Source organism: Agrobacterium tumefaciens, assembly GCF_031801495.1.
In the GTDB taxonomy this organism is placed as follows: Bacteria; Pseudomonadota; Alphaproteobacteria; order Rhizobiales; family Rhizobiaceae; genus Agrobacterium; species Agrobacterium tumefaciens_K.
This window is the reverse complement of sequence record NZ_JAOEGC010000002.1, coordinates 1,175,301-1,192,744: the sequence shown is the minus strand read 5'-3', so window position 1 is coordinate 1,192,744 and position 17,444 is coordinate 1,175,301. Positions and strand designations below refer to the sequence as shown.

At 58.7% G+C, this 17,444-nt stretch carries 19 protein-coding genes; 8 read left to right on the top strand and 11 right to left on the bottom strand.

Annotated features, from left to right (window positions below):
• Positions 1–388: 388 nt before the first annotated feature.
• The gene (locus N7578_RS15270) at positions 389–3,274 is read left to right on the top strand and encodes a ribonuclease E/G (protein ID WP_311111138.1); all 2,886 of its coding nucleotides are present in this window, start codon (positions 389–391) and stop codon (positions 3,272–3,274) included.
• A gap of 179 nt (positions 3,275–3,453) precedes the next feature.
• Here the strand turns inward: N7578_RS15270 and N7578_RS15265 are convergent, their stop codons facing one another.
• Complete coding sequence (locus N7578_RS15265; RefSeq protein ID WP_311111137.1) at positions 3,454–4,158, bottom strand: SDR family oxidoreductase; 705 nt, start codon at positions 4,156–4,158, stop codon at positions 3,454–3,456.
• A gap of 169 nt (positions 4,159–4,327) precedes the next feature.
• Here N7578_RS15265 and N7578_RS15260 point away from each other — a divergent pair, with 169 nt between their 5' ends.
• Positions 4,328–5,014, top strand: coding sequence for a winged helix-turn-helix domain-containing protein (locus N7578_RS15260; protein ID WP_311111136.1), 687 nt, complete (start codon positions 4,328–4,330; stop codon positions 5,012–5,014).
• A 22-nt stretch (positions 5,015–5,036) separates the two neighbouring features.
• Here N7578_RS15260 and N7578_RS15255 read toward each other — a convergent pair whose 3' ends face one another.
• A complete protein-coding gene (locus N7578_RS15255) occupies positions 5,037–6,200 on the bottom strand; it encodes an aminotransferase class I/II-fold pyridoxal phosphate-dependent enzyme (protein WP_311111135.1) in 1,164 nt (387 codons plus the stop codon).
• A gap of 172 nt (positions 6,201–6,372) precedes the next feature.
• Here N7578_RS15255 and N7578_RS15250 point away from each other — a divergent pair, with 172 nt between their 5' ends.
• The 5 genes from N7578_RS15250 to aat all read left to right on the top strand — a co-directional run bounded on the left by N7578_RS15250 (position 6,373) and on the right by aat (position 10,189).
• A complete protein-coding gene (locus N7578_RS15250) occupies positions 6,373–7,140 on the top strand; it encodes a DsbA family protein (protein ID WP_311111134.1) in 768 nt (255 codons plus the stop codon).
• A gap of 125 nt (positions 7,141–7,265) precedes the next feature.
• A complete protein-coding gene (gene aroQ / locus N7578_RS15245) occupies positions 7,266–7,703 on the top strand; it encodes a type II 3-dehydroquinate dehydratase (RefSeq protein ID WP_138795516.1) in 438 nt (145 codons plus the stop codon).
• 27 nt (positions 7,704–7,730) lie between these two features.
• Positions 7,731–8,219, top strand: coding sequence for an acetyl-CoA carboxylase biotin carboxyl carrier protein (gene accB / locus N7578_RS15240; RefSeq protein WP_311111133.1), 489 nt, complete (start codon positions 7,731–7,733; stop codon positions 8,217–8,219).
• Positions 8,220–8,231: 12 nt separating this feature from the next.
• Positions 8,232–9,575 carry an acetyl-CoA carboxylase biotin carboxylase subunit gene (gene accC / locus N7578_RS15235; protein ID WP_311111132.1) on the top strand — a complete coding sequence of 448 codons (1,344 nt, stop codon included), beginning with the start codon at positions 8,232–8,234 and terminating at the stop codon, positions 9,573–9,575.
• Positions 9,576–9,577: 2 nt separating this feature from the next.
• Entirely contained in the window at positions 9,578–10,189 is a 612-nt protein-coding gene (aat, locus tag N7578_RS15230) for a leucyl/phenylalanyl-tRNA--protein transferase (protein WP_311111131.1), read from the top strand.
• 52 nt (positions 10,190–10,241) lie between these two features.
• On the opposite strand, the gene N7578_RS15225 is transcribed toward aat, so the two are convergent.
• The 5 genes from N7578_RS15225 to gatB form a co-directional block, all read right to left on the bottom strand.
• Entirely contained in the window at positions 10,242–10,679 is a 438-nt protein-coding gene (locus N7578_RS15225) for a DUF2155 domain-containing protein (protein WP_311111130.1), read from the bottom strand.
• Positions 10,680–10,866: 187 nt separating this feature from the next.
• Entirely contained in the window at positions 10,867–11,265 is a 399-nt protein-coding gene (locus N7578_RS15220; protein ID WP_311111129.1) for an NADH:ubiquinone oxidoreductase subunit NDUFA12, read from the bottom strand.
• Positions 11,266–11,370: 105 nt separating this feature from the next.
• Positions 11,371–11,844 (bottom strand): GNAT family N-acetyltransferase, encoded by a 474-nt coding sequence (locus N7578_RS15215; protein ID WP_311111128.1) that lies wholly within the window; start codon positions 11,842–11,844, stop codon positions 11,371–11,373.
• A complete protein-coding gene (locus N7578_RS15210; RefSeq protein ID WP_311112520.1) occupies positions 11,841–12,338 on the bottom strand; it encodes a GNAT family N-acetyltransferase in 498 nt (165 codons plus the stop codon). Before N7578_RS15210 ends, N7578_RS15215 begins: the two co-directional genes overlap by 4 nt.
• 74 nt (positions 12,339–12,412) lie before the next feature.
• Complete coding sequence (gene gatB / locus N7578_RS15205; protein ID WP_311111127.1) at positions 12,413–13,915, bottom strand: Asp-tRNA(Asn)/Glu-tRNA(Gln) amidotransferase subunit GatB; 1,503 nt, start codon at positions 13,913–13,915, stop codon at positions 12,413–12,415.
• 153 nt (positions 13,916–14,068) lie between these two features.
• Between gatB and N7578_RS15200 the strand changes: the two genes are divergently transcribed.
• Positions 14,069–14,359 (top strand): DUF1294 domain-containing protein, encoded by a 291-nt coding sequence (locus N7578_RS15200; protein ID WP_311111126.1) that lies wholly within the window; start codon positions 14,069–14,071, stop codon positions 14,357–14,359.
• Here the strand turns inward: N7578_RS15200 and N7578_RS15195 are convergent.
• The 4 genes from N7578_RS15195 to gatC all read right to left on the bottom strand — a co-directional run bounded on the left by N7578_RS15195 (position 14,356) and on the right by gatC (position 17,327).
• Positions 14,356–14,865 (bottom strand): GNAT family N-acetyltransferase, encoded by a 510-nt coding sequence (locus tag N7578_RS15195; RefSeq protein ID WP_311111125.1) that lies wholly within the window; start codon positions 14,863–14,865, stop codon positions 14,356–14,358. The genes N7578_RS15200 and N7578_RS15195 overlap by 4 nt on opposite strands.
• A gap of 147 nt (positions 14,866–15,012) precedes the next feature.
• Complete coding sequence (locus N7578_RS15190) at positions 15,013–15,510, bottom strand: GNAT family N-acetyltransferase (protein WP_311111124.1); 498 nt, start codon at positions 15,508–15,510, stop codon at positions 15,013–15,015.
• Positions 15,501–16,982: an Asp-tRNA(Asn)/Glu-tRNA(Gln) amidotransferase subunit GatA gene (gene gatA / locus N7578_RS15185; RefSeq protein WP_311111123.1), complete on the bottom strand. Its 1,482-nt coding sequence runs from the start codon at positions 16,980–16,982 to the stop codon at positions 15,501–15,503. The genes N7578_RS15190 and gatA overlap by 10 nt, the downstream gene beginning before the upstream one ends.
• Positions 16,983–17,039: 57 nt before the next feature.
• The gene (gatC, locus tag N7578_RS15180; protein ID WP_311111122.1) at positions 17,040–17,327 is read right to left on the bottom strand and encodes an Asp-tRNA(Asn)/Glu-tRNA(Gln) amidotransferase subunit GatC; all 288 of its coding nucleotides are present in this window, start codon (positions 17,325–17,327) and stop codon (positions 17,040–17,042) included.
• Between the last annotated feature and the right edge of the window lie 117 nt (positions 17,328–17,444).

The following is a 17,444-nucleotide window of genomic DNA, read 5'->3' as shown; positions in this document are numbered from 1 at the left end:
GCCAATCAGTAAAGAAGCTGGCGCCGCAAAAGCGGGCAATCATCTGCCGTCGTTACATTTATCCTGAAACTGGATCAATTCCGGAGGTGTCCGGAAACGTACCCGGTGGCGTTGCCACTGCCGCTCTGAGGAGAGCAAATTCATCGGATCCCAAGGGATCTATATATTATTGTCGTTCCGCCTGGCTCAAGATGTCGCAGCAGTTTTCACATGAACCGGATACCAGGAGCAGGCCCAGCGCCTCGCCGTCGGTCCGGATGCTGCCAGTTTACGGAGGTCAGGCTGGAGACTTCATTTCCGGCACATCCTTGCACTCATATGAAAGGCCCGTCCTCCCGGCGGGCCTGTTCTCGTATAATACAAGGCTGCGCCGAGGAGCACAGCTTACATGGCAGACAAAATGCTTATCGACGCCTCCCACGAAGAGGAGACCCGCGTTGTAGTCGTCCGTGGAAACCGGATTGAGGAATTCGATTTCGAATCGGAACACAAGAAGCAGATCCGCGGCAACATCTATCTTGCTAAGGTGACGCGCGTAGAGCCTTCGCTTCAAGCGGCATTTGTGGACTACGGCGGAAACCGTCATGGTTTTCTGGCATTCGCGGAAATTCACCCGGACTACTACCAGATTCCGCTGGCAGATCGCCAGGCATTGCTGAAGGCAGAGGCCGAAGATCATCGCCGCAGCGACGATTTCGAATCGGCCGACGCACCGGAGCCGGGCGCGCCCGCAATCGACCTTTCACAGGTCGAGCAACCCGATGTCGGCATCGTTCCGGTAGAGGAAGCCGCCGGTACGGTTGCGGCGGATGAGCCGGTTGCCGAAGTGACCGAGACCGAAGCAGTTGCTGTCGAAGTGGTTGCGGAAGAAGCACCGGTCGAAGAAGAAAAGCCGAAAAAGCGCGCCCGTCGCCCCCGCGCAAAGAAGAAGGCTGCTGACGAGGAATCCACGGCGGAAGCCACTGAGACCGCTTCCGAGGAAGACGGCAGCACCGGTGGCGAAATGGCCGCAATGGTCGATGCCGATACGATTTCCGAAGAAGTAGAAGGTCTTCGTCGCGACAACAATGATGACGACGATGATGACGACGACGATCACCACGAAAAGGAAGTGATCGAATCCGTTGGCGCAGAAGACGCCATGGAAGAGGTCCCTGATCGCGTCTCCCGCAAGCCGCGCAAGCAGTACCGCATTCAGGAAGTCATCAAACGCCGCCAGATTCTTCTGGTGCAGGTGGCCAAGGAAGAGCGTGGCAACAAGGGCGCGGCACTGACCACCTACCTGTCGCTTGCCGGACGTTACTCCGTCCTGATGCCGAACACGGCACGCGGCGGTGGCATTTCCCGCAAGATCACCCAGCCGGCAGACCGCAAGCGCCTGAAGGAAATCGCACGCGATCTCGAGGTGCCGCAGGGCATGGGCGTGATCCTGCGTACCGCAGGTGCCAACCGCACCCGCGTCGAGATCAAGCGCGACTTCGAATATCTGATGCGCCTGTGGGAAAACGTCCGCACGCTGACGCTGAATTCCACTGCGCCCTGCCTCGTTTACGAGGAAGGTTCGCTCATCAAGCGTTCGATCCGCGATCTCTATAACAAGGATATCAGCGAGATCATCGTTTCCGGTGAGGAAGGCTATCGTGAAGCGAAAGACTTCATGAAAATGTTGATGCCGAGCCACGCCAAGGTGGTTCAGCCTTACCGCGACATTCACCCGATCTTCTCGCGCTCCGGCATCGAAGCCCAGCTCGACCGCATGTTGCAGCCGCAGGTGACGCTGAAGTCGGGCGGTTATCTCATCATCAACCAGACGGAAGCTCTGGTTTCGATCGACGTGAACTCCGGCCGTTCGACCCGCGAACATTCGATCGAAGAAACGGCTCTGACGACGAACCTGGAAGCCGCCGAAGAAGTGGCACGCCAGCTTCGCCTGCGCGACCTTGCAGGCCTGGTCGTCATCGACTTCATCGACATGGAAGAAAAGCGCAACAACCGCGCCGTCGAAAAGAAGCTCAAGGATTGCCTGAAGAACGACCGCGCCCGCATTCAGGTCGGCCGCATCTCGCATTTCGGCCTTCTGGAAATGTCGCGTCAGCGCATCCGCGCCTCGGTTCTGGAATCGACCACGCAGGTCTGCTCGCACTGCGGCGGCACGGGCCACGTCCGTTCGGAATCCTCCATCGCCCTGCACGTTCTGCGTGGCGTCGAGGAGTACCTGCTGCGCAATACGACGCACAACATCACCGTTCGTACCACGCCGGAAACGGCGCTCTATCTGCTCAACCACAAGCGTGGCACGATTGTCGATTATGAAGGCCGCTTCGGCGTCTCCATCATCATCGCTGCCGATGCCAGCGTCGGCGCGCAGCATTTCGCGATCGACCGTGGCGAAGCCGTTGAAAATCCGGTGAAGATAGAAAGCCTGCTGCAGGCTCTGCCGGACTTCGCCGAGGAAGAGGACGATATCGTCATCGAGGTCGAAGAGGACGAAGACGAGGAAGAAATCGTCAAGGCCCAGACCACCGAGGCACGCCAGTCGCAGGGCGAGAACGGCGAAGACGGCAAGCGCAAGCGCAAGCGTCGTCGCCGTCGTCGTGGCAAGGGTGGCCAGAATGGACAGGGCGCAGAAGGTCAAGCCGAAGGCGTCGACGATGCTGCTGGCGATGAGGCCGGTGACGACGAAGAAAACGCCTCCGACTCGGATGACGAGGCAACGACTGACGGCGAAGCCGTGGCCGCGGAAGACGACGGCAAGCGCAAGCGTCGCCGTCGCGGCAAGCGTGGCGGTCGCCGCAACCGTGCGGAAGACGAAGCCCTTGACGCCGATGGCGAGCAGCAGGCTGACGGCGAAGCAGAGAGCGACGAGGCGGAGGCTCCGGTGGCCGTGGCTGTTGTCGAAGAGGTCGCCGTCGTCGAGGTTGTCGAAGCCGTTGAGGAACCGGTAGCCGAAGACGCTCCGAAGAAGCCACGCCGTACCCGTAAGGCCAAGGCGAAGGTCGAAGACGAACCGAAGGCTGTTGAAGTCGAAACGGTCGAGCCTGTGATCGTCGAGCAGACTGTTGCCGAAGTGGCAATTGAGGAAGCTGGCGAAGCCTCGGCAGACCTTGGCGCCGAAACGGTTGCATCGGAGACGGAAACCGAGGGTAAATCCGCTCGTGCAAACCGTGGCGAAAACGTCTCCACGTCCGAGCCGGTGGTCACGTCGTCCAGTAATGACGGCGATGAGCCGAAGCCGCGCAAGGGCGGTTGGTGGCAGCGACGCGGTTTCTTCTGAAACTCTTTCGAATAGATATAAAAAAAGCCCGCAACGAGAGTTGCGGGCTTTTTTGTGCCGGACATTCTACCTTCATCATTCAGCTCGTTGAGCCGGTATCCTGTGAGATCAAGCCCAGGATCGCGTTCTGCCCCGGATCCGGTCAGGGGTGACAGGGGCAGACGACATTATCTTGCCTGTCAGACGGAGCGCGTCAGACCGCCATCGACACGGATATTCTGGCCGGTAATGTAACCGGCACCTTCAGACGCCAGAAACGCCACAGTCGCTGCGATTTCCTCGCTTGTACCATAACGCTGCATCGGTACGCTCTCACGACGTTCCTCCGTCGCGGGCAGGCTGTCGATCCAGCCGGGCAGCACATTGTTCATGCGCACGTTGTCGGCCGCATAGGTGTCGGCGAAGATCTTAGTGTACGAGGCAAGTCCCGCACGGAACACCGCCGAGGTCGGAAACATGCTGCTCGGCTCGAAGGCCCAGGCTGTCGAGATGTTGACGATCGATCCTGTCTTCTGCGTCACCATCACGGGGGCAATGATGCGGGTCGGGCGAATGACGTTCATCAGATAGACATCGAGCCCGGCATGCCACTGCTCGTCGCTGATATCGAGGATGGACGCGCGTGGGCCATGCCCGGCGCTGTTGACGAGCACATCGATACGGCCGAATTTTTCGAGAGCCAGATCGGTAAGCCGTTTGAGATCATCGTTGGACTGGTTCGATCCAGTCACACCGACCCCCCCCAGTTCGGCTGCAAGCGCCTCTCCCTTGCCGGACGACGACAGGATGGCAACCTTGTAGCCATCGCCAGCCAGACGTTTCGCAACGGCAGCGCCCATGCCACTGCCGCCCGCCGTTATCACCGCCACTTTCTCTGCCGACATATCCATCACTTCCCTTTTTGTTTCTTTGAACCGCCGCGACGGCCTCCCGCACATCTATAGCCTTTTCCAGCAACGGGTTCGATCCAGATTGTCTGTTCCAAGCATACAGAAAAAATGATCGGCAGTCGCTCAGCTTGCTCTACGACAATACTTCGGCTAGTATCGAAGCATGAACGACGGACCTATCATCGCCAATGTCGCCTCGCTGATCGGCGACCCTGCGCGCGCCAACATTCTGACGGCGTTGATGGACGGTCGCGCACTGACGGCCAGCGAGCTTGCACAAGCCGCAGGCGTGACACTGCAAACCGCAAGCGGCCATCTTTCGAAACTTTCCGACGCACAGTTTCTCAAAGGCGAAAAGCAGGGACGGCATCGCTATTTCCGGCTTTCCGGTCCCGATGTAGCACAGGTGCTCGAGGCTCTGATGGGCCTTGCCCAACGTACCGGCGCGGTTCGAGTACGCACTGGCCCCAAGGACAAGGCGTTGCGCGAAGCGCGTGTCTGTTACGATCATCTCGCGGGGGAAAGTGGGGTAGCACTGCTTAACGCCATCGTCTCGCAAGGTTTCGTCACGGACGGCGACGACCCTGCGCTGACCGACAGGGGACGCAACTTCTTCGAAGACTTCGGCATCGATCTGTCAATGCTGGAGAAAGGCCGCCGCCCCGTCTGCCTGCAATGCCTGGACTGGAGCGAACGCCGCCATCATCTGGGCGGCGGGCTTGGCGCCTCACTGCTTGCCAGCATGCAAAGCCGCGACTGGATAAGGCGTGGGCAAGGTCGCGTGCTGACCTTCACTACGAAGGGCGAGAAAGAATTCCGCAGCATCTTCCAATGTGACGCCGCGGAATAAGAACCGCAAAAGCCAACCAACCTCAGCCCTGCTTTAACCACCCGGCAATGCGGCCAACCGCTTCGGCAATGTCCGAGACGGACCCCGCGTAGGAAATGCGCAGCGCCCGGTGGCCCTCCTCCGGATCGAAATCCATGCCGGGCGTTGCCGCCACGTCGATTTCAGCCAGCATACGCCTGGCAAAATCCATGCTGTCGTTGGAATAACGGCTCGTATCGACATAGGCGTAGAAGGCGCCGTCCATCGGCGAGGCCAGCGGCAGGCCGATTTCGGGCAGACGCACCATCAGGAAATCGCGGTTGGTGCGATAGCTTTCCTTGTAGACGTCCAGCTCACCCTCGGCGGCGAAGGCCGCGGCAGCAGCCAGCTGCGACAGTTCGGGCGCGGAAATGTAGAGGCTCTGCGCCAGACATTCGACCGGGCGGACGAGCTTTTCGGGCAGGACCATCCAGCCGATGCGCCAGCCGGTCATGCAGTAATATTTTGAGAACGAGTTGATGACGACGGCGTTGTCGGAGATCTCGAGAGCGCTAGTTTCATCGCCGACAAAGGTCAGGCCGTGATAGATCTCATCGGAGATGAAAGCGATATCGCGGCTGTCGCAATAGGCCGAAAGGCGCTTCAGCGCCTCGCGGCCGGTTACCGTTCCGGTCGGGTTGGCCGGGCTTGCCAAGAGCACACCCTTCAGTTTGCAGCCCGCCCTCGTTTCAGCTCGCTCAAGACTTGCCGGTGTCAGCGTGTATCCGGTTTCGGCAGTCACCGGCACCTCCACGACATTGAGGCCGAGCGCCTTGAGGATGTTGCGATAGGCGGGATAGCCGGGCCTTGCGATCGCCACATGATCCCCCGCATCGAACAGACCGAGGAACGCGAGATTAAAGGCCGCGGACGAACCTGTCGTTACCGCTATGCGGGCAGGATCGACTGTCACCTGGTGGCGACGTTGATAATGTCCTGCGATCGCTTCTCGCAAGTCGCGCAGGCCGAGCGCATCCGTATAACCGATACGGCCGTGTTTCAGTGCAGTCTCGGCCGCTGCCAGCGCCGCCTTCGGCGCAGGGTGAGACGGCTGGCCAACGGCCATGGAAATCACCGGACGGCCTGCCTGCTTGCGCCGGTTCGCTTCCGCCAGAATGTCCATGGCATGGAAGGGTTCAACCGCGCTTCGCTTCGACATCGTTATCAATGGCGTTTTCTTTCCTGAAATGTTTTTCGAGACTTGCCGCAAAATCGCAGTCTTCACAATCATGCGATCATAATGAGGACAACTATTTTTGCCGTATGGTATTTGGCTTAAGGTAAGGTAAGTGCGACTGTGATATTCCTGTGGCACGCCTACATACATGATGAGGACCGATATGGCGCACTTTCTCCGTTCAACCGTTTTCGCCAGCATCACGGCCCTTTCGACCGTTTTTGCCTTCCAGCCTGCGCACGCGCTCGATGACCGGCAGAAGAAGGAAATGGGCGAATTCATCAAACAGTATCTGATCGAAAACCCGGAGATCATGCTTGAGGTGCAGGACGCGCTGGAGCGCAAGCAATATGCAGCGCGCAACGCGAAGGCATCGGAAGCGGTTGCCGACAACCAGAAAGCCCTTTTCGAATCGAAATACGATCTCGCGCTCGGCAATCCGGATGGCGACGTCACTCTGGTCGAGTTTTTCGATTACAATTGCGGTTACTGCAAACGCGCCATGAGCGACATGGACAACATCATCAAGTCCGACAAGAACGTGCGTGTCGTCCTGAAGGAATTCCCTATTCTCGGACCGGAATCGGTTGCTGCCCACCGGGTCTCGAATGCAGTGAAACTTCTCTCTCCGGAAAAATATCCGGAGTTCCAGCGCACCCTGCTTGGCGCACGCGGACGCGCCAATGAAGAAAGCGCCATGGAAGTTGCGACCTCTCTCGGCATCAAGGAAGCGGATATCCGCAAGTCGATGGAAGAGAACCCCAACGATGCGCAGGTACAGGAAGCCTACCAGCTCGCGAACAATCTCGGCATCACCGGAACGCCCTCCTACATCGTTGGTACGGAAGCGGTCTTCGGCGCCGTCGGCGCAGCCCCGCTGAAAGAGAAGATCGCCAACATGCGCACCTGCGGCAAGGCCACCTGCTCCTGATTTATCAAAAGCCTCTGCATAAACCCTGAAGTTGCCGGACAACCCGGCGCTTTACGGCGTCCGGGGGCTTTTCCTTCGAAGCTGTGCAGTCTATAGGTGTCGCTGATTTTCTTGTGGAACCACGAATGAGCAACACGATCTTCGTCCTCAACGGACCCAATCTCAACATGTTGGGAAAGCGGGAGCCGGGTATTTACGGCGGCAAAACGCTGAAGGACATCGAAAACGACTGCATCAAGGCCGGCGAAGAACTCGGTTTTTCCGTCGAATGCCATCAGTCCAATCACGAGGGCGCGCTGGTCGACCTTCTGCATGAAGCGGGAGATCGCGCGGTCGGTGTCGTCATCAACCCCGGCGCTTATGGCCATACGTCGATTGCATTGCACGACGCCATTCGCGCCATCTCAGTTCCCGTGGTGGAAGTACACATTTCCAACATTCACGCCCGCGAGGAATTCCGTCACAAGTCGATGATTGCCCCCGCAGCCAAAGGAATGGTGTGCGGTTTCGGGCCATACGGCTACATCATGGCGCTCAACGCGCTGAAGAATATCACGGCATAAAAAGAAACAATCAGAATAGGGTTTGTCATGTCTGAAAAGAAAAACGGTATCGACAAGGAACTGATCCGCGAACTCGCGAACATCCTCAACGACACCGACCTTTCCGAGATCGAAGTCGAGCAGGACGACCTGCGCATTCGCGTTTCCCGTTCTGCGCCACCCACAACGGTCTACGCTGCTCCTCCCGCAGCATATGCTCCGGCAGCTCCGCTGGCCGCGCCTGCCGCTGTCGCAGCGCCTGCGGCGCCGGCAGCAGCACCTGCTGTCCCTGCCCGCAACCCGGCCAACACCGTGACCTCGCCAATGGTCGGCACGGTCTACCTGTCGCCTGCCCCGGGCGCGCGTCCGTTCATCGAAGTCGGCGCCACCGTCAAGGAAGGCCAGACGCTTCTCATCGTCGAAGCGATGAAGACCATGAACCAGATCCCGGCTCCGAAGTCCGGCAAGGTGGTGGAGATCATCGTCAACGACGCACAGCCCGTGGAGTATGGCGAAGCCCTCGTGGTCATCGAATAAAGGCGGTCCACCATGGTTTCGAAGATCCTCATAGCCAACCGCGGCGAAATCGCCCTTCGAGTGCTGCGCGCTGCGAAGGAGCTTGGCATCCCCACCGTTGCCGTGCATTCCACGGCCGACGCGGACGCCATGCATGTTCGTCTGGCCGACGAAAGCGTGTGCATCGGCCCGCCGCCGTCGCGTGACAGCTACCTCAACATCCACCAGATCGTCGCAGCCTGCGAGATCACCGGTGCCGATGCGGTTCACCCAGGCTACGGTTTCCTGTCGGAAAACGCCAAGTTCGCCGATATTCTCGATGCACACGGCATTACCTTCATCGGGCCGACCGCCGAGCATATCCGCATCATGGGCGACAAGATCACCGCCAAGCAGACGGCTATGGAACTCGGTATTCCCGTCGTTCCGGGCTCCGATGGCGAAGTGAAGCCTGAAAACGCGCTGGAAATTGCCCGACAGATCGGTTTTCCGGTTCTGATCAAGGCAACGGCTGGCGGTGGTGGTCGCGGTATGAAGGTCGCCAAGACCGAAGCTGACCTCGAGGAAGCCGTGAATACGGCCCGTTCGGAAGCGGCTGCCGCTTTCGGCAACGACGCCGTTTACATGGAAAAGTACCTCGGCAAGCCGCGGCACATCGAAGTGCAGGTTTTCGGCGATGGCGAAGGCAATGCGGTTCATCTCGGCGAACGCGATTGCTCACTGCAGCGCCGCCACCAGAAGGTTCTGGAAGAGGCCAACTCTCCGGCACTGACCGTTGAGCAACGCATGGAAATCGGCGAAATCTGCGCCAGTGCCATGCGCAAGCTGAAGTACCGCGGTGCAGGCACGATCGAATTCCTCTACGAAAACGGCGAGTTCTATTTCATCGAAATGAACACCCGTCTTCAGGTGGAGCATCCCGTGACAGAAGCCATCACCGGCATGGACCTGGTGCAGGAGCAGATTCGCGTCGCTTCTGGTCAGGGCTTGTCGGTCACGCAGGCGGATATCGAATTCCATGGCCACGCCATCGAATGCCGTATCAATGCGGAAGATCCGCGCACCTTCGTGCCTTCTCCCGGGACCCTCACCTATTTCCATACGCCCGGCGGCCTCGGCGTGCGCGTGGATTCAGGCGCCTATCAGGGCTACAAGATCCCGCCTTATTACGACAGCATGATCGGCAAGCTGATCGTTCACGGTCGCGACCGTGACGAGTGCATCCGTCGTCTGCGCCGCGCGCTGGACGAGTTCGTCGTCGACGGCATCAAGACTACGCTGCCGCTGTTCCAGGATCTTCTGCAGAACGAAGACATCCTGAAGGGCGAATACGACATTCACTGGCTGGAAAAATATCTGGCCGGTGACGCACACTAAGAATGGGACGGCGCGGCAGAAATAACGACATCACCGTCGATATTCTGCTTCGCGCCTATTCGGTCGGCCTGTTTCCGATGGCTGATTCGGCAGACGACCCGGAGCTTTTCTGGGTCGAGCCGGAAATGCGGGGCATCATCCCGCTCGACGATTTCCACGTTTCCAAAAGCCTCGGCAAAGCCATCCGCAAACAGCCGTTTGATATCCGGTTCGATACCGATTTCATCGGCGTGATGGCGGGTTGCGCGGAAGAAGCGCCCGATAGGCCAAGCACGTGGATCAACAGGACGATCCGCAATCTCTATACGCAATTGCATCAGATCGGCCACGCCCATAGTGTCGAGGCGTGGGAGGGCGACGCGCTCGTCGGCGGCCTGTACGGTGTGTCTCTTGGCTCGGCATTTTTTGGGGAAAGCATGTTCTCGCGCCGCACCAACGCGTCGAAGATCTGCCTCGTCCATCTGGTCGCCCGCCTGCGAGCAAAGGGGTTCACCCTGCTCGACACGCAATTTACGACGGATCATCTGAAGACGTTCGGTGCGATTGACGTTCCCAAAGCTGAATACGTGAAGATGCTCGAGGCAGCGGTCAATCGGCCAAGTCTGCAGTTCTGAATTTTCAGAGTTTCCGTTAGAGCGTTTCCTTGTTAAATGGAATCGCTCTAGGTCAGTTGCTTGCCGTAGAGGGAGCAGGCACTTCCGAGTCCTGCTTGCAACCGGTCAACCAGACGTCATAAATCGGGTGCTCCACGGCGTTGAGGCCGGGGCTATCGGCAAACATCCAGCCGGTGAAAATGCGACGGATCTTGCGATCAAGCGTGATTTCATCGACCTCGATGAACGCGTTAATCTTCTGGGCTTCGGTCTGGTCGCGGGAATAGCAGACCTTTGGCGTCACCTGCAATGCGCCGAATTGCACCGTCTCGTCGATGTAAACGTCGAATGAGGTGATGCGCCCGGTGATCTTGTCGATGCCGGAGAAAACGGCCACCTTGTTTTCCAATCGGGCGGCGGGCGCTGGCGAGACGAACACCGCCGTTGAGGCAATTGCCAGCAGAGAAACTGCCAGCGCACGCAAAGAACGAACCTGCGTGATTTTGCTCATACGACCTGTCTCCAAAAAAATCTTGCGTCGTCACTTCGACCGGATCAACGGAATTTTTGCGCATTTCCGGGCGGAAAACCCGTTACCACTTTTCCTGAAAATGCTCTAATGGCGGAATGTGGCGAAAACGGGTGGCGACAAGGGTTTCAAATGCGACATAACGAAAGCATGTCGCCTGAAACGGAAATCAGTTTCCGGGGGTCCAGGCGTCGTAGTCGCCGGTCACACGGGGACGTTCGCCAGCGACAGCAAGCGAACCCTTCGGGCGGTATGCCTTGGAAGAGCCAGTCAGGTTCGGCTGGTGCGGCTTCTGCCACTCGCGTGCAACGTAGTCTTCCTGGCTTGGCGGAGTATCGGTGCGGTAGTGCATCCAGCCGTGCCAGCCCGGAGGAATGGCAGACGCTTCGGCGTAACCGTTATAGATCACCCAACGGCGCGGCATGCCCCAGGAGGTCGTACCACCTTCGTAATAGGTGTTGCCGAACTCGTCCTGCCCTACCTTCTTGCCGAAACGCCAGGTATGAAACCGTGTTCCGATCGTCTGGCCATTCCACCAGGTGAAGATTTGCGTCAGGAGAGTCTTCATAATGCGTTCCTCGGGCTTGTAGATGCTAAGGTTTTCACGCCTGCACCGCCAAAAGCTTATGCCGCCATGCGTACGGATTGTCCAGCATTTCCCGCGTTGCAAACGCTATTTCAGCTTCATCCTGAAACCGAAATGCCGCTTTTCAAAACCAAGCCGTTCGTAGAATCGATGAGCATCCAGACGCGCCACATTGGAGGTCAGCTGAACGGTCTTGAAACCCTTCGCCCGAGCCTCTTCAAGGCAGTACTGGATCATCGCCGCGCCTATGCCGCGGCTGCGCATATCGGCGCGCGTCTGCACAGCCTCGATCACCATCGACACTGCCCCTCGCCCGATGAGTTTCGTCAGGATCGCCGTCTGGAAGGTACCCACGACAGCGCCGCCCAGCTCTGCAACATAGAGCGTTTCGTTGGGCGATGCCTCGATGGCCCGAAAGGCTGCGAGATAATCGCCAAGCGCCGACTCATCGGCCGTATCACCATGCGCGCCGATCTCATCGGCAGCATAGATCGCGGTCAGTGCAGGAACATCAGTCTCACGGGCCTGGCGGATGAGTAGACTTTCGGCGGTTGCGTTCATTTCGGCAGGCTCTTTTCCATCACGATGCCAGGCAACCCCTCGACGCCGGCCATCCGGTCGATTCGGTCCACCTCGACAAAACCGACGCCTTCATAAAAGGAGATTGCGACAGTATTTTTGGGCTCGACCTCAAGACGCATGATTTCAGCGGATGGAAAGCAGGTTTCGAGTTCGGCAAAAATATCGCGACCGATGCCCTGACGCTGGAATTCCGGCGCGACGTAGAGCTGATAAAGCAGCGCCGTCTTGGTCATCTTGGTGGACATGGCGGCATAGCCCATGCCGGCAATGCGCTTGCCGTCGTCGGCCACCAGAAACTCGCCACCCTTCTTGTGGATACGGTCCTTCATGGCCTGCAGCGAATGCCAGCTTGCGATCATCTTGCCGACGTTTTCCGCACCGTAGATGTCGTCATAGGTGGCATGCCATGTTTTATCGAGAAGTTCGCGAACCGGCTCGATATCGCGCTCGCTGGCGGTACGAATGAAAAACACCATGCTGTCCTCTTCTTCAAATAAAAAGGCCGGGTACCGTTTCCGGTCCCGGCCCACCACCGCCTCAGCGATGCTTATTCCTCAATGCCGAGCTTGGCCTTGACCAGCGCCTGAACGGCCTGCGGGTTGGCCTTACCGCCTGTCGATTTCATGACCTGACCGACGAACCAGCCAGCCAGCGTCGGCTTTGCCTTGACCTTCTCGACCTGATCCGGATTGGCTGCGATGATCTCATCAACGGCCTTTTCGATGGCGCCGGTGTCGGTCACCTGCTTCATGCCGCGGCTTTCTACGATCTCGGCCGGGTTACCGCCTTCGTTCCAGATGATTTCGAACAGGTCCTTGGCGATCTTGCCCGAGATGGTTTCGGCCTTGATGAGGTCGATGATGCCACCGAGCTGCTCCGGCGAAACCGGTGTCGTCTCAATGTCCTTGCCGAATTTGTTCAGCGCGCCGAGCAGGTCGTTGATGACCCAGTTGGCGGCAGCCTTCGGATCGCGTCCGGCAGCGACAGCCTCGTAATAATCCGCAATCGCCTTTTCCGAAACGAGGATCGATGCATCGTAGACCGACAGTCCGAGGTCAGCCACGAAGCGTGCCTTCTTGTCGTCAGGCAACTCCGGCAGATCGGTCTTCAGCGCTTCCACGAAAGCATCATCGAACTCCAGCGGCAGCAGGTCCGGATCGGGGAAATAGCGGTAGTCATGCGCATCTTCCTTGGAGCGCATGGAACGCGTCTCACCCTTGCCCGGATCGAACAGGCGCGTTTCCTGATCGATCACTCCGCCGTCTTCCAGAATGGCGATTTGGCGACGGGCTTCGTATTCAATGGCCTGGCCGACGAAACGGATCGAGTTGACGTTCTTGATTTCGCAACGTGTACCGAATTCGCCGCCCGGCTTGCGCACGGAGACGTTCACGTCGGCGCGCATGGAGCCTTCGTCCATGTTGCCGTCGCAAGTGCCGAGATACCGCACGATGGAGCGCAGCTTGGTGAGATAGGCCTTCGCCTCATCCGACGAACGCATGTCGGGCTTCGACACGATTTCCATCAGTGCAACGCCCGAACGGTTCAGGTCCACGAACGACATGGTGGGATGCTGGTCGTGCATGGACTTGCCAGCGTCCTGCTCCAGATGCAGGCGCTCGATGCCGATTTCGATGTCCTCGAAATTGCCCTGGCGGTCGGGACCGAGCGAAATGGTGATGGTACCCTCACCGACGATCGGATCCTTGAACTGCGAAATCTGGTAGCCCTGCGGCAGGTCCGGATAGAAATAGTTCTTGCGGTCGAAGATCGAACGGTTGTTGATCTTCGCCTTCAGACCGAGACCGGTGCGAACCGCCTGCCTGACGCATTCCTCGTTGATGACCGGCAGCATGCCGGGCATGGCGGCATCAACCAGCGACACGTTGGCGTTCGGCGCATTGCCAAAAGTGGTGGAAGCGCCGGAGAACAGCTTGGAATTGGAGAGAACCTGCGCATGCACCTCCATGCCGATGACGATCTCCCAATCGCCGGTCGCGCCGGGAATGAAGCGTTTCGGGTCGGGTGTGCGCACGTCTACAAGGGTCATATCAAGCTCACGGAATACGGAATTTCTGTCAGTGGTGAGGTAGAGCAATTGGCCCCATGGCGCAAGACATCTTGCGCCATCGAAGCATGCGACATCCAGTATTACGCCCGATTGAATACCACTCTTTTACGGTTCCAGGCGTCAATAGCGATCATGACGACGCTCACCCTCTGCCTCGCGGCCTACCTTACATTCAACCTGCTTGTCTTCTGCGTCTACTGGTGGGACAAGGAAGCGGCCCGAAAAGGTGGCTGGCGAATACGGGAAAGCACCCTGCTATGGCTTGCCTTCATCGGCGGAAGTGCCGGAGCCGTTTGCGCCCAACGCCTGCTGCGTCACAAGACGCGCAAGGAGCCCTTCTGCAGCATTCTCATATCGATCATCGTGCTGCATGCGGGCGTTTTGATATCGCTGGCCATCATGTCCGGCTGGCTGGTTCGCTAGAACTCAGGACCGTAAGTGCCGGTGTCGATCTCAATGAGCTGCTTCTGAAGGCCCACCGACTGCACGTCTCGATCAAGCTTGGGCGCATAAGATACGGATAACCAGCCAATGCTGTAACCGTGATGGCGGAAGAAGGCCACGGCGGGTTCGTTCTGCGCGTGGGTTTCCAACATTGCAGCCTCAAAACCCTTTTCGATGATCTGGCTTTCGATTTCAGCCAGCAACCGGCTTCCGACACCCCGGCGCTGAAAATCAGGATCGATCCAGAAATCGGAGATCTTGTCGTCAAACCGTTCGCGTCCCGCCCAGCCCGCGATCACGCCGCCCTTTTCCGCAACCGTTATGCTCAACCACGATGAACGGGTGAAATTTGCAAAAGCAACGCTGGCGTTGTCATACAGAGCTGTCGTAATGCCGATGGCGGCGGTTGCCTGCTGCCAGGCGCGAAGGCCAATCTCCGCCAGCGAGGCTGCCTCTTCCTCACGCGCATTGCGAATGACGATCAATCCGCGCCCTCCGTTGTCGATGGAAGTAAAGCATTGGCGGGGCGATTCGGCCAGCCGCCGGTTAGGTGAGACAATGGCATCCGCTTAGGCGGTTCTCGCCTTTGCGGGGCATTCCACCGAACGGACGTCGCGGCCCGAAGAACAGGATCAGAACTGAAGCGAGCGCTCCAGCTTCACCTTTTCAAGCTCGACCTTCATGCTGTCCGACCATTCCATTCCACGCCAGACGATCTCGAAACCACAACGCTCATAAAGATGGATAGCGGCACGGTTCCTGGCGTGCGTACTGATCCTGGCCAGAGGCGACCCTTCCGCCTTCATCTTTCCGAGGAAGTGATGAATCAAAGCCGTACCGATCCCCTTGCCCTGCCATTTTGGATCAACCCAAAGATCGGAGATGTAGTCCGGTGCGGAATCACGAGCACCCCAGCCGGCAAGTACGTCGCCGATGAATGCAACCACGACGTCACCGACCGGAGACTTTGCGAATTGCTCGAACTCACCTCTTACCCGCTCGACAACAAGCGGGTCGAGGTAGCTGTCATCGAAAGCACTGCTGGAACGCCACGCCGTAAAACCGACAAAGCCGACCGCATCGCGATCGGCTTCATGCATCTGTCGTATTATGAGGTCGCTTACCACCACTTGGCGGGCGTGAACTTGCCTGCGGCCTGCTCGATGGCATACGCAGTCTTGAAAAGCGTCTCTTCCTCGAACGGCTTGCCAATCAGCTGAAGACCGAGCGGCAGACCCTTGCCGTCCAGACCGGCCGGAACGGACAGACCCGGAAGACCAGCCATGTTAACGGTGATGGTGAAGACGTCCTGCAGGTACATCTTGACCGGATCGGCCGCGAGTTCCTTGTCGCCGACTTCAAAGGCGGAAGAGGGCGTGATCGGCGCGAGGATCGCGTCGACGCCTTCGTGGAAGACGTTTTCGAAATCGCGCTTGATGAGCGTGCGGACCTTCTGCGCCTTGAGGTAATAGGCGTCGTAATAACCCGCTGACAGCACATAGGTGCCGACCATGATGCGGCGCTGGACTTCCTTGCCGAAACCGGCAGCACGGCTCTTCTCGTACATGTCGGCAATGTCCTTGCCGTCGACGCGCAGACCGTAGCGAACGCCATCGTAGCGGGCGAGGTTGGAAGACGCTTCGGCAGGCGCCACGATGTAGTATGCCGGCAGAGCGTACTTAGTATGCGGCAGGGAGATATCGACGACTTCTGCACCGGCATCCTTCAGCCACTGCACGCCCTGCGCCCAGAGCTTCTCGATTTCTTCCGGCATGCCGTCGACGCGGTATTCCTTGGGAATACCGATCTTCAGACCTTTCAGCGACTGGCCGATGGCCTTTTCATAATCCGGCACCGGAAGGTTGACCGATGTGGTGTCCTTGGCGTCAACGCTGGCCATCGACTTCAGCAGGATCGCGGCATCGCGCACGTCGCGGGCAATCGGGCCAGCCTGATCGAGCGACGAGGCATAAGCGACGATACCGAAGCGCGAGACGCGGCCGTAGGTCGGCTTGATGCCGACCGTGCCGGTAAACGCGGCAGGCTGACGGATCGAACCGCCGGTGTCCGTTGCCGTGGCACCGGCGCATAGATGCGCCGCAACGGCGGCAGCCGAACCACCCGAGGAACCGCCCGGAACGAGCTTCTGCTCGGAGCCGTTGGCGCGCCATGGGTTGATGGCCGGGCCATACCAGGAGCTTTCATTGGACGAGCCCATGGCGAACTCATCCATGTTGAGCTTGCCCAGCATGACGGCGCCCTGATCCCACAGGTTCTGCGTAGCGGTGGATTCATATTTCGGCTTGAAGCCATCGAGAATGTGCGAGCACGCCTGGGTGTGGATATCGCGCGTGGCAAAAAGATCCTTCACACCGAGCGGAATCCCTTCGAGCTCTCCGGCCTTTCCGGCAGCGATGCGCTCGTCCGATGCCTTTGCCATGTCGCGGGCCTTTTCCGGCGTCAGCGCGACATAAGCGTTCAGCGCACCGTTCGCGGCCTCGATGGCCTTCAGATAGGCGTCGGTCAGCTCAAGGGCGGAAAACTCCTTGGTCTTCAGCTTCTCGCGGGCTTCGGCGATGGTCAGGCTCGTCAGTTCGGTCATGGTCGGCAACGGCTTTCGAAAATCTCGGAAAAATCAGACGAAGGAACGGCGGTCGGTTTATTCGACCACTTTCGGAACCATAAAGAAGTTCCGGTCGGTCGCGGGTGCATTGGCGACGATATCGTCCGCCTTGTCACCGTCGGTCACAACGTCCGCGCGTTTCTTCATTTCCACCGGGGTAACGGATGTCATCGGCTCGACGCCGTCGACATTCACTTCCGAAAGCTGCTCCACGAAACCGAGAATGCCATTCAGCTGGCCAAGCATCCTGTTGGCCTCTTCTTCATTAACGGCAATACGGGCAAGGCGCGCAACGCGCTTCACGGTGGCAAGATCGACGGACATGGTTCTACTCCGGTAGGAATTTTCCTACCCGCTATAATGAGCATGTCCGCCATTCGCAACGGTAGAAAGCGTGTCGCGTAAAAGTGTGCGGTGCTTTTCCGGTATCGACACGCCTAA

What these genes read in the sequence shown, in the direction of transcription:
- N7578_RS15270 (WP_311111138.1), top strand. Translation starts at nt 389, where the DNA reads ATGGCAGACAAAATGCTTATCGACGCCTCCCACGAAGAGGAGACCCGC.
- N7578_RS15265 (WP_311111137.1), bottom strand. Translation starts at nt 4,158, where the DNA reads ATGTCGGCAGAGAAAGTGGCGGTGATAACGGCGGGCGGCAGTGGCATG.
- N7578_RS15260 (WP_311111136.1), top strand. Translation starts at nt 4,328, where the DNA reads ATGAACGACGGACCTATCATCGCCAATGTCGCCTCGCTGATCGGCGAC.
- N7578_RS15250 (WP_311111134.1), top strand. Translation starts at nt 6,373, where the DNA reads ATGGCGCACTTTCTCCGTTCAACCGTTTTCGCCAGCATCACGGCCCTT.
- aroQ (WP_138795516.1), top strand. Translation starts at nt 7,266, where the DNA reads ATGAGCAACACGATCTTCGTCCTCAACGGACCCAATCTCAACATGTTG.
- accB (WP_311111133.1), top strand. Translation starts at nt 7,731, where the DNA reads ATGTCTGAAAAGAAAAACGGTATCGACAAGGAACTGATCCGCGAACTC.
- accC (WP_311111132.1), top strand. Translation starts at nt 8,232, where the DNA reads ATGGTTTCGAAGATCCTCATAGCCAACCGCGGCGAAATCGCCCTTCGA.
- aat (WP_311111131.1), top strand. Translation starts at nt 9,578, where the DNA reads ATGGGACGGCGCGGCAGAAATAACGACATCACCGTCGATATTCTGCTT.
- N7578_RS15225 (WP_311111130.1), bottom strand. Translation starts at nt 10,679, where the DNA reads ATGAGCAAAATCACGCAGGTTCGTTCTTTGCGTGCGCTGGCAGTTTCT.
- N7578_RS15220 (WP_311111129.1), bottom strand. Translation starts at nt 11,265, where the DNA reads ATGAAGACTCTCCTGACGCAAATCTTCACCTGGTGGAATGGCCAGACG.
- N7578_RS15215 (WP_311111128.1), bottom strand. Translation starts at nt 11,844, where the DNA reads ATGAACGCAACCGCCGAAAGTCTACTCATCCGCCAGGCCCGTGAGACT.
- gatB (WP_311111127.1), bottom strand. Translation starts at nt 13,915, where the DNA reads ATGACCCTTGTAGACGTGCGCACACCCGACCCGAAACGCTTCATTCCC.
- N7578_RS15200 (WP_311111126.1), top strand. Translation starts at nt 14,069, where the DNA reads ATGACGACGCTCACCCTCTGCCTCGCGGCCTACCTTACATTCAACCTG.
- gatA (WP_311111123.1), bottom strand. Translation starts at nt 16,982, where the DNA reads ATGACCGAACTGACGAGCCTGACCATCGCCGAAGCCCGCGAGAAGCTG.
- gatC (WP_311111122.1), bottom strand. Translation starts at nt 17,327, where the DNA reads ATGTCCGTCGATCTTGCCACCGTGAAGCGCGTTGCGCGCCTTGCCCGT.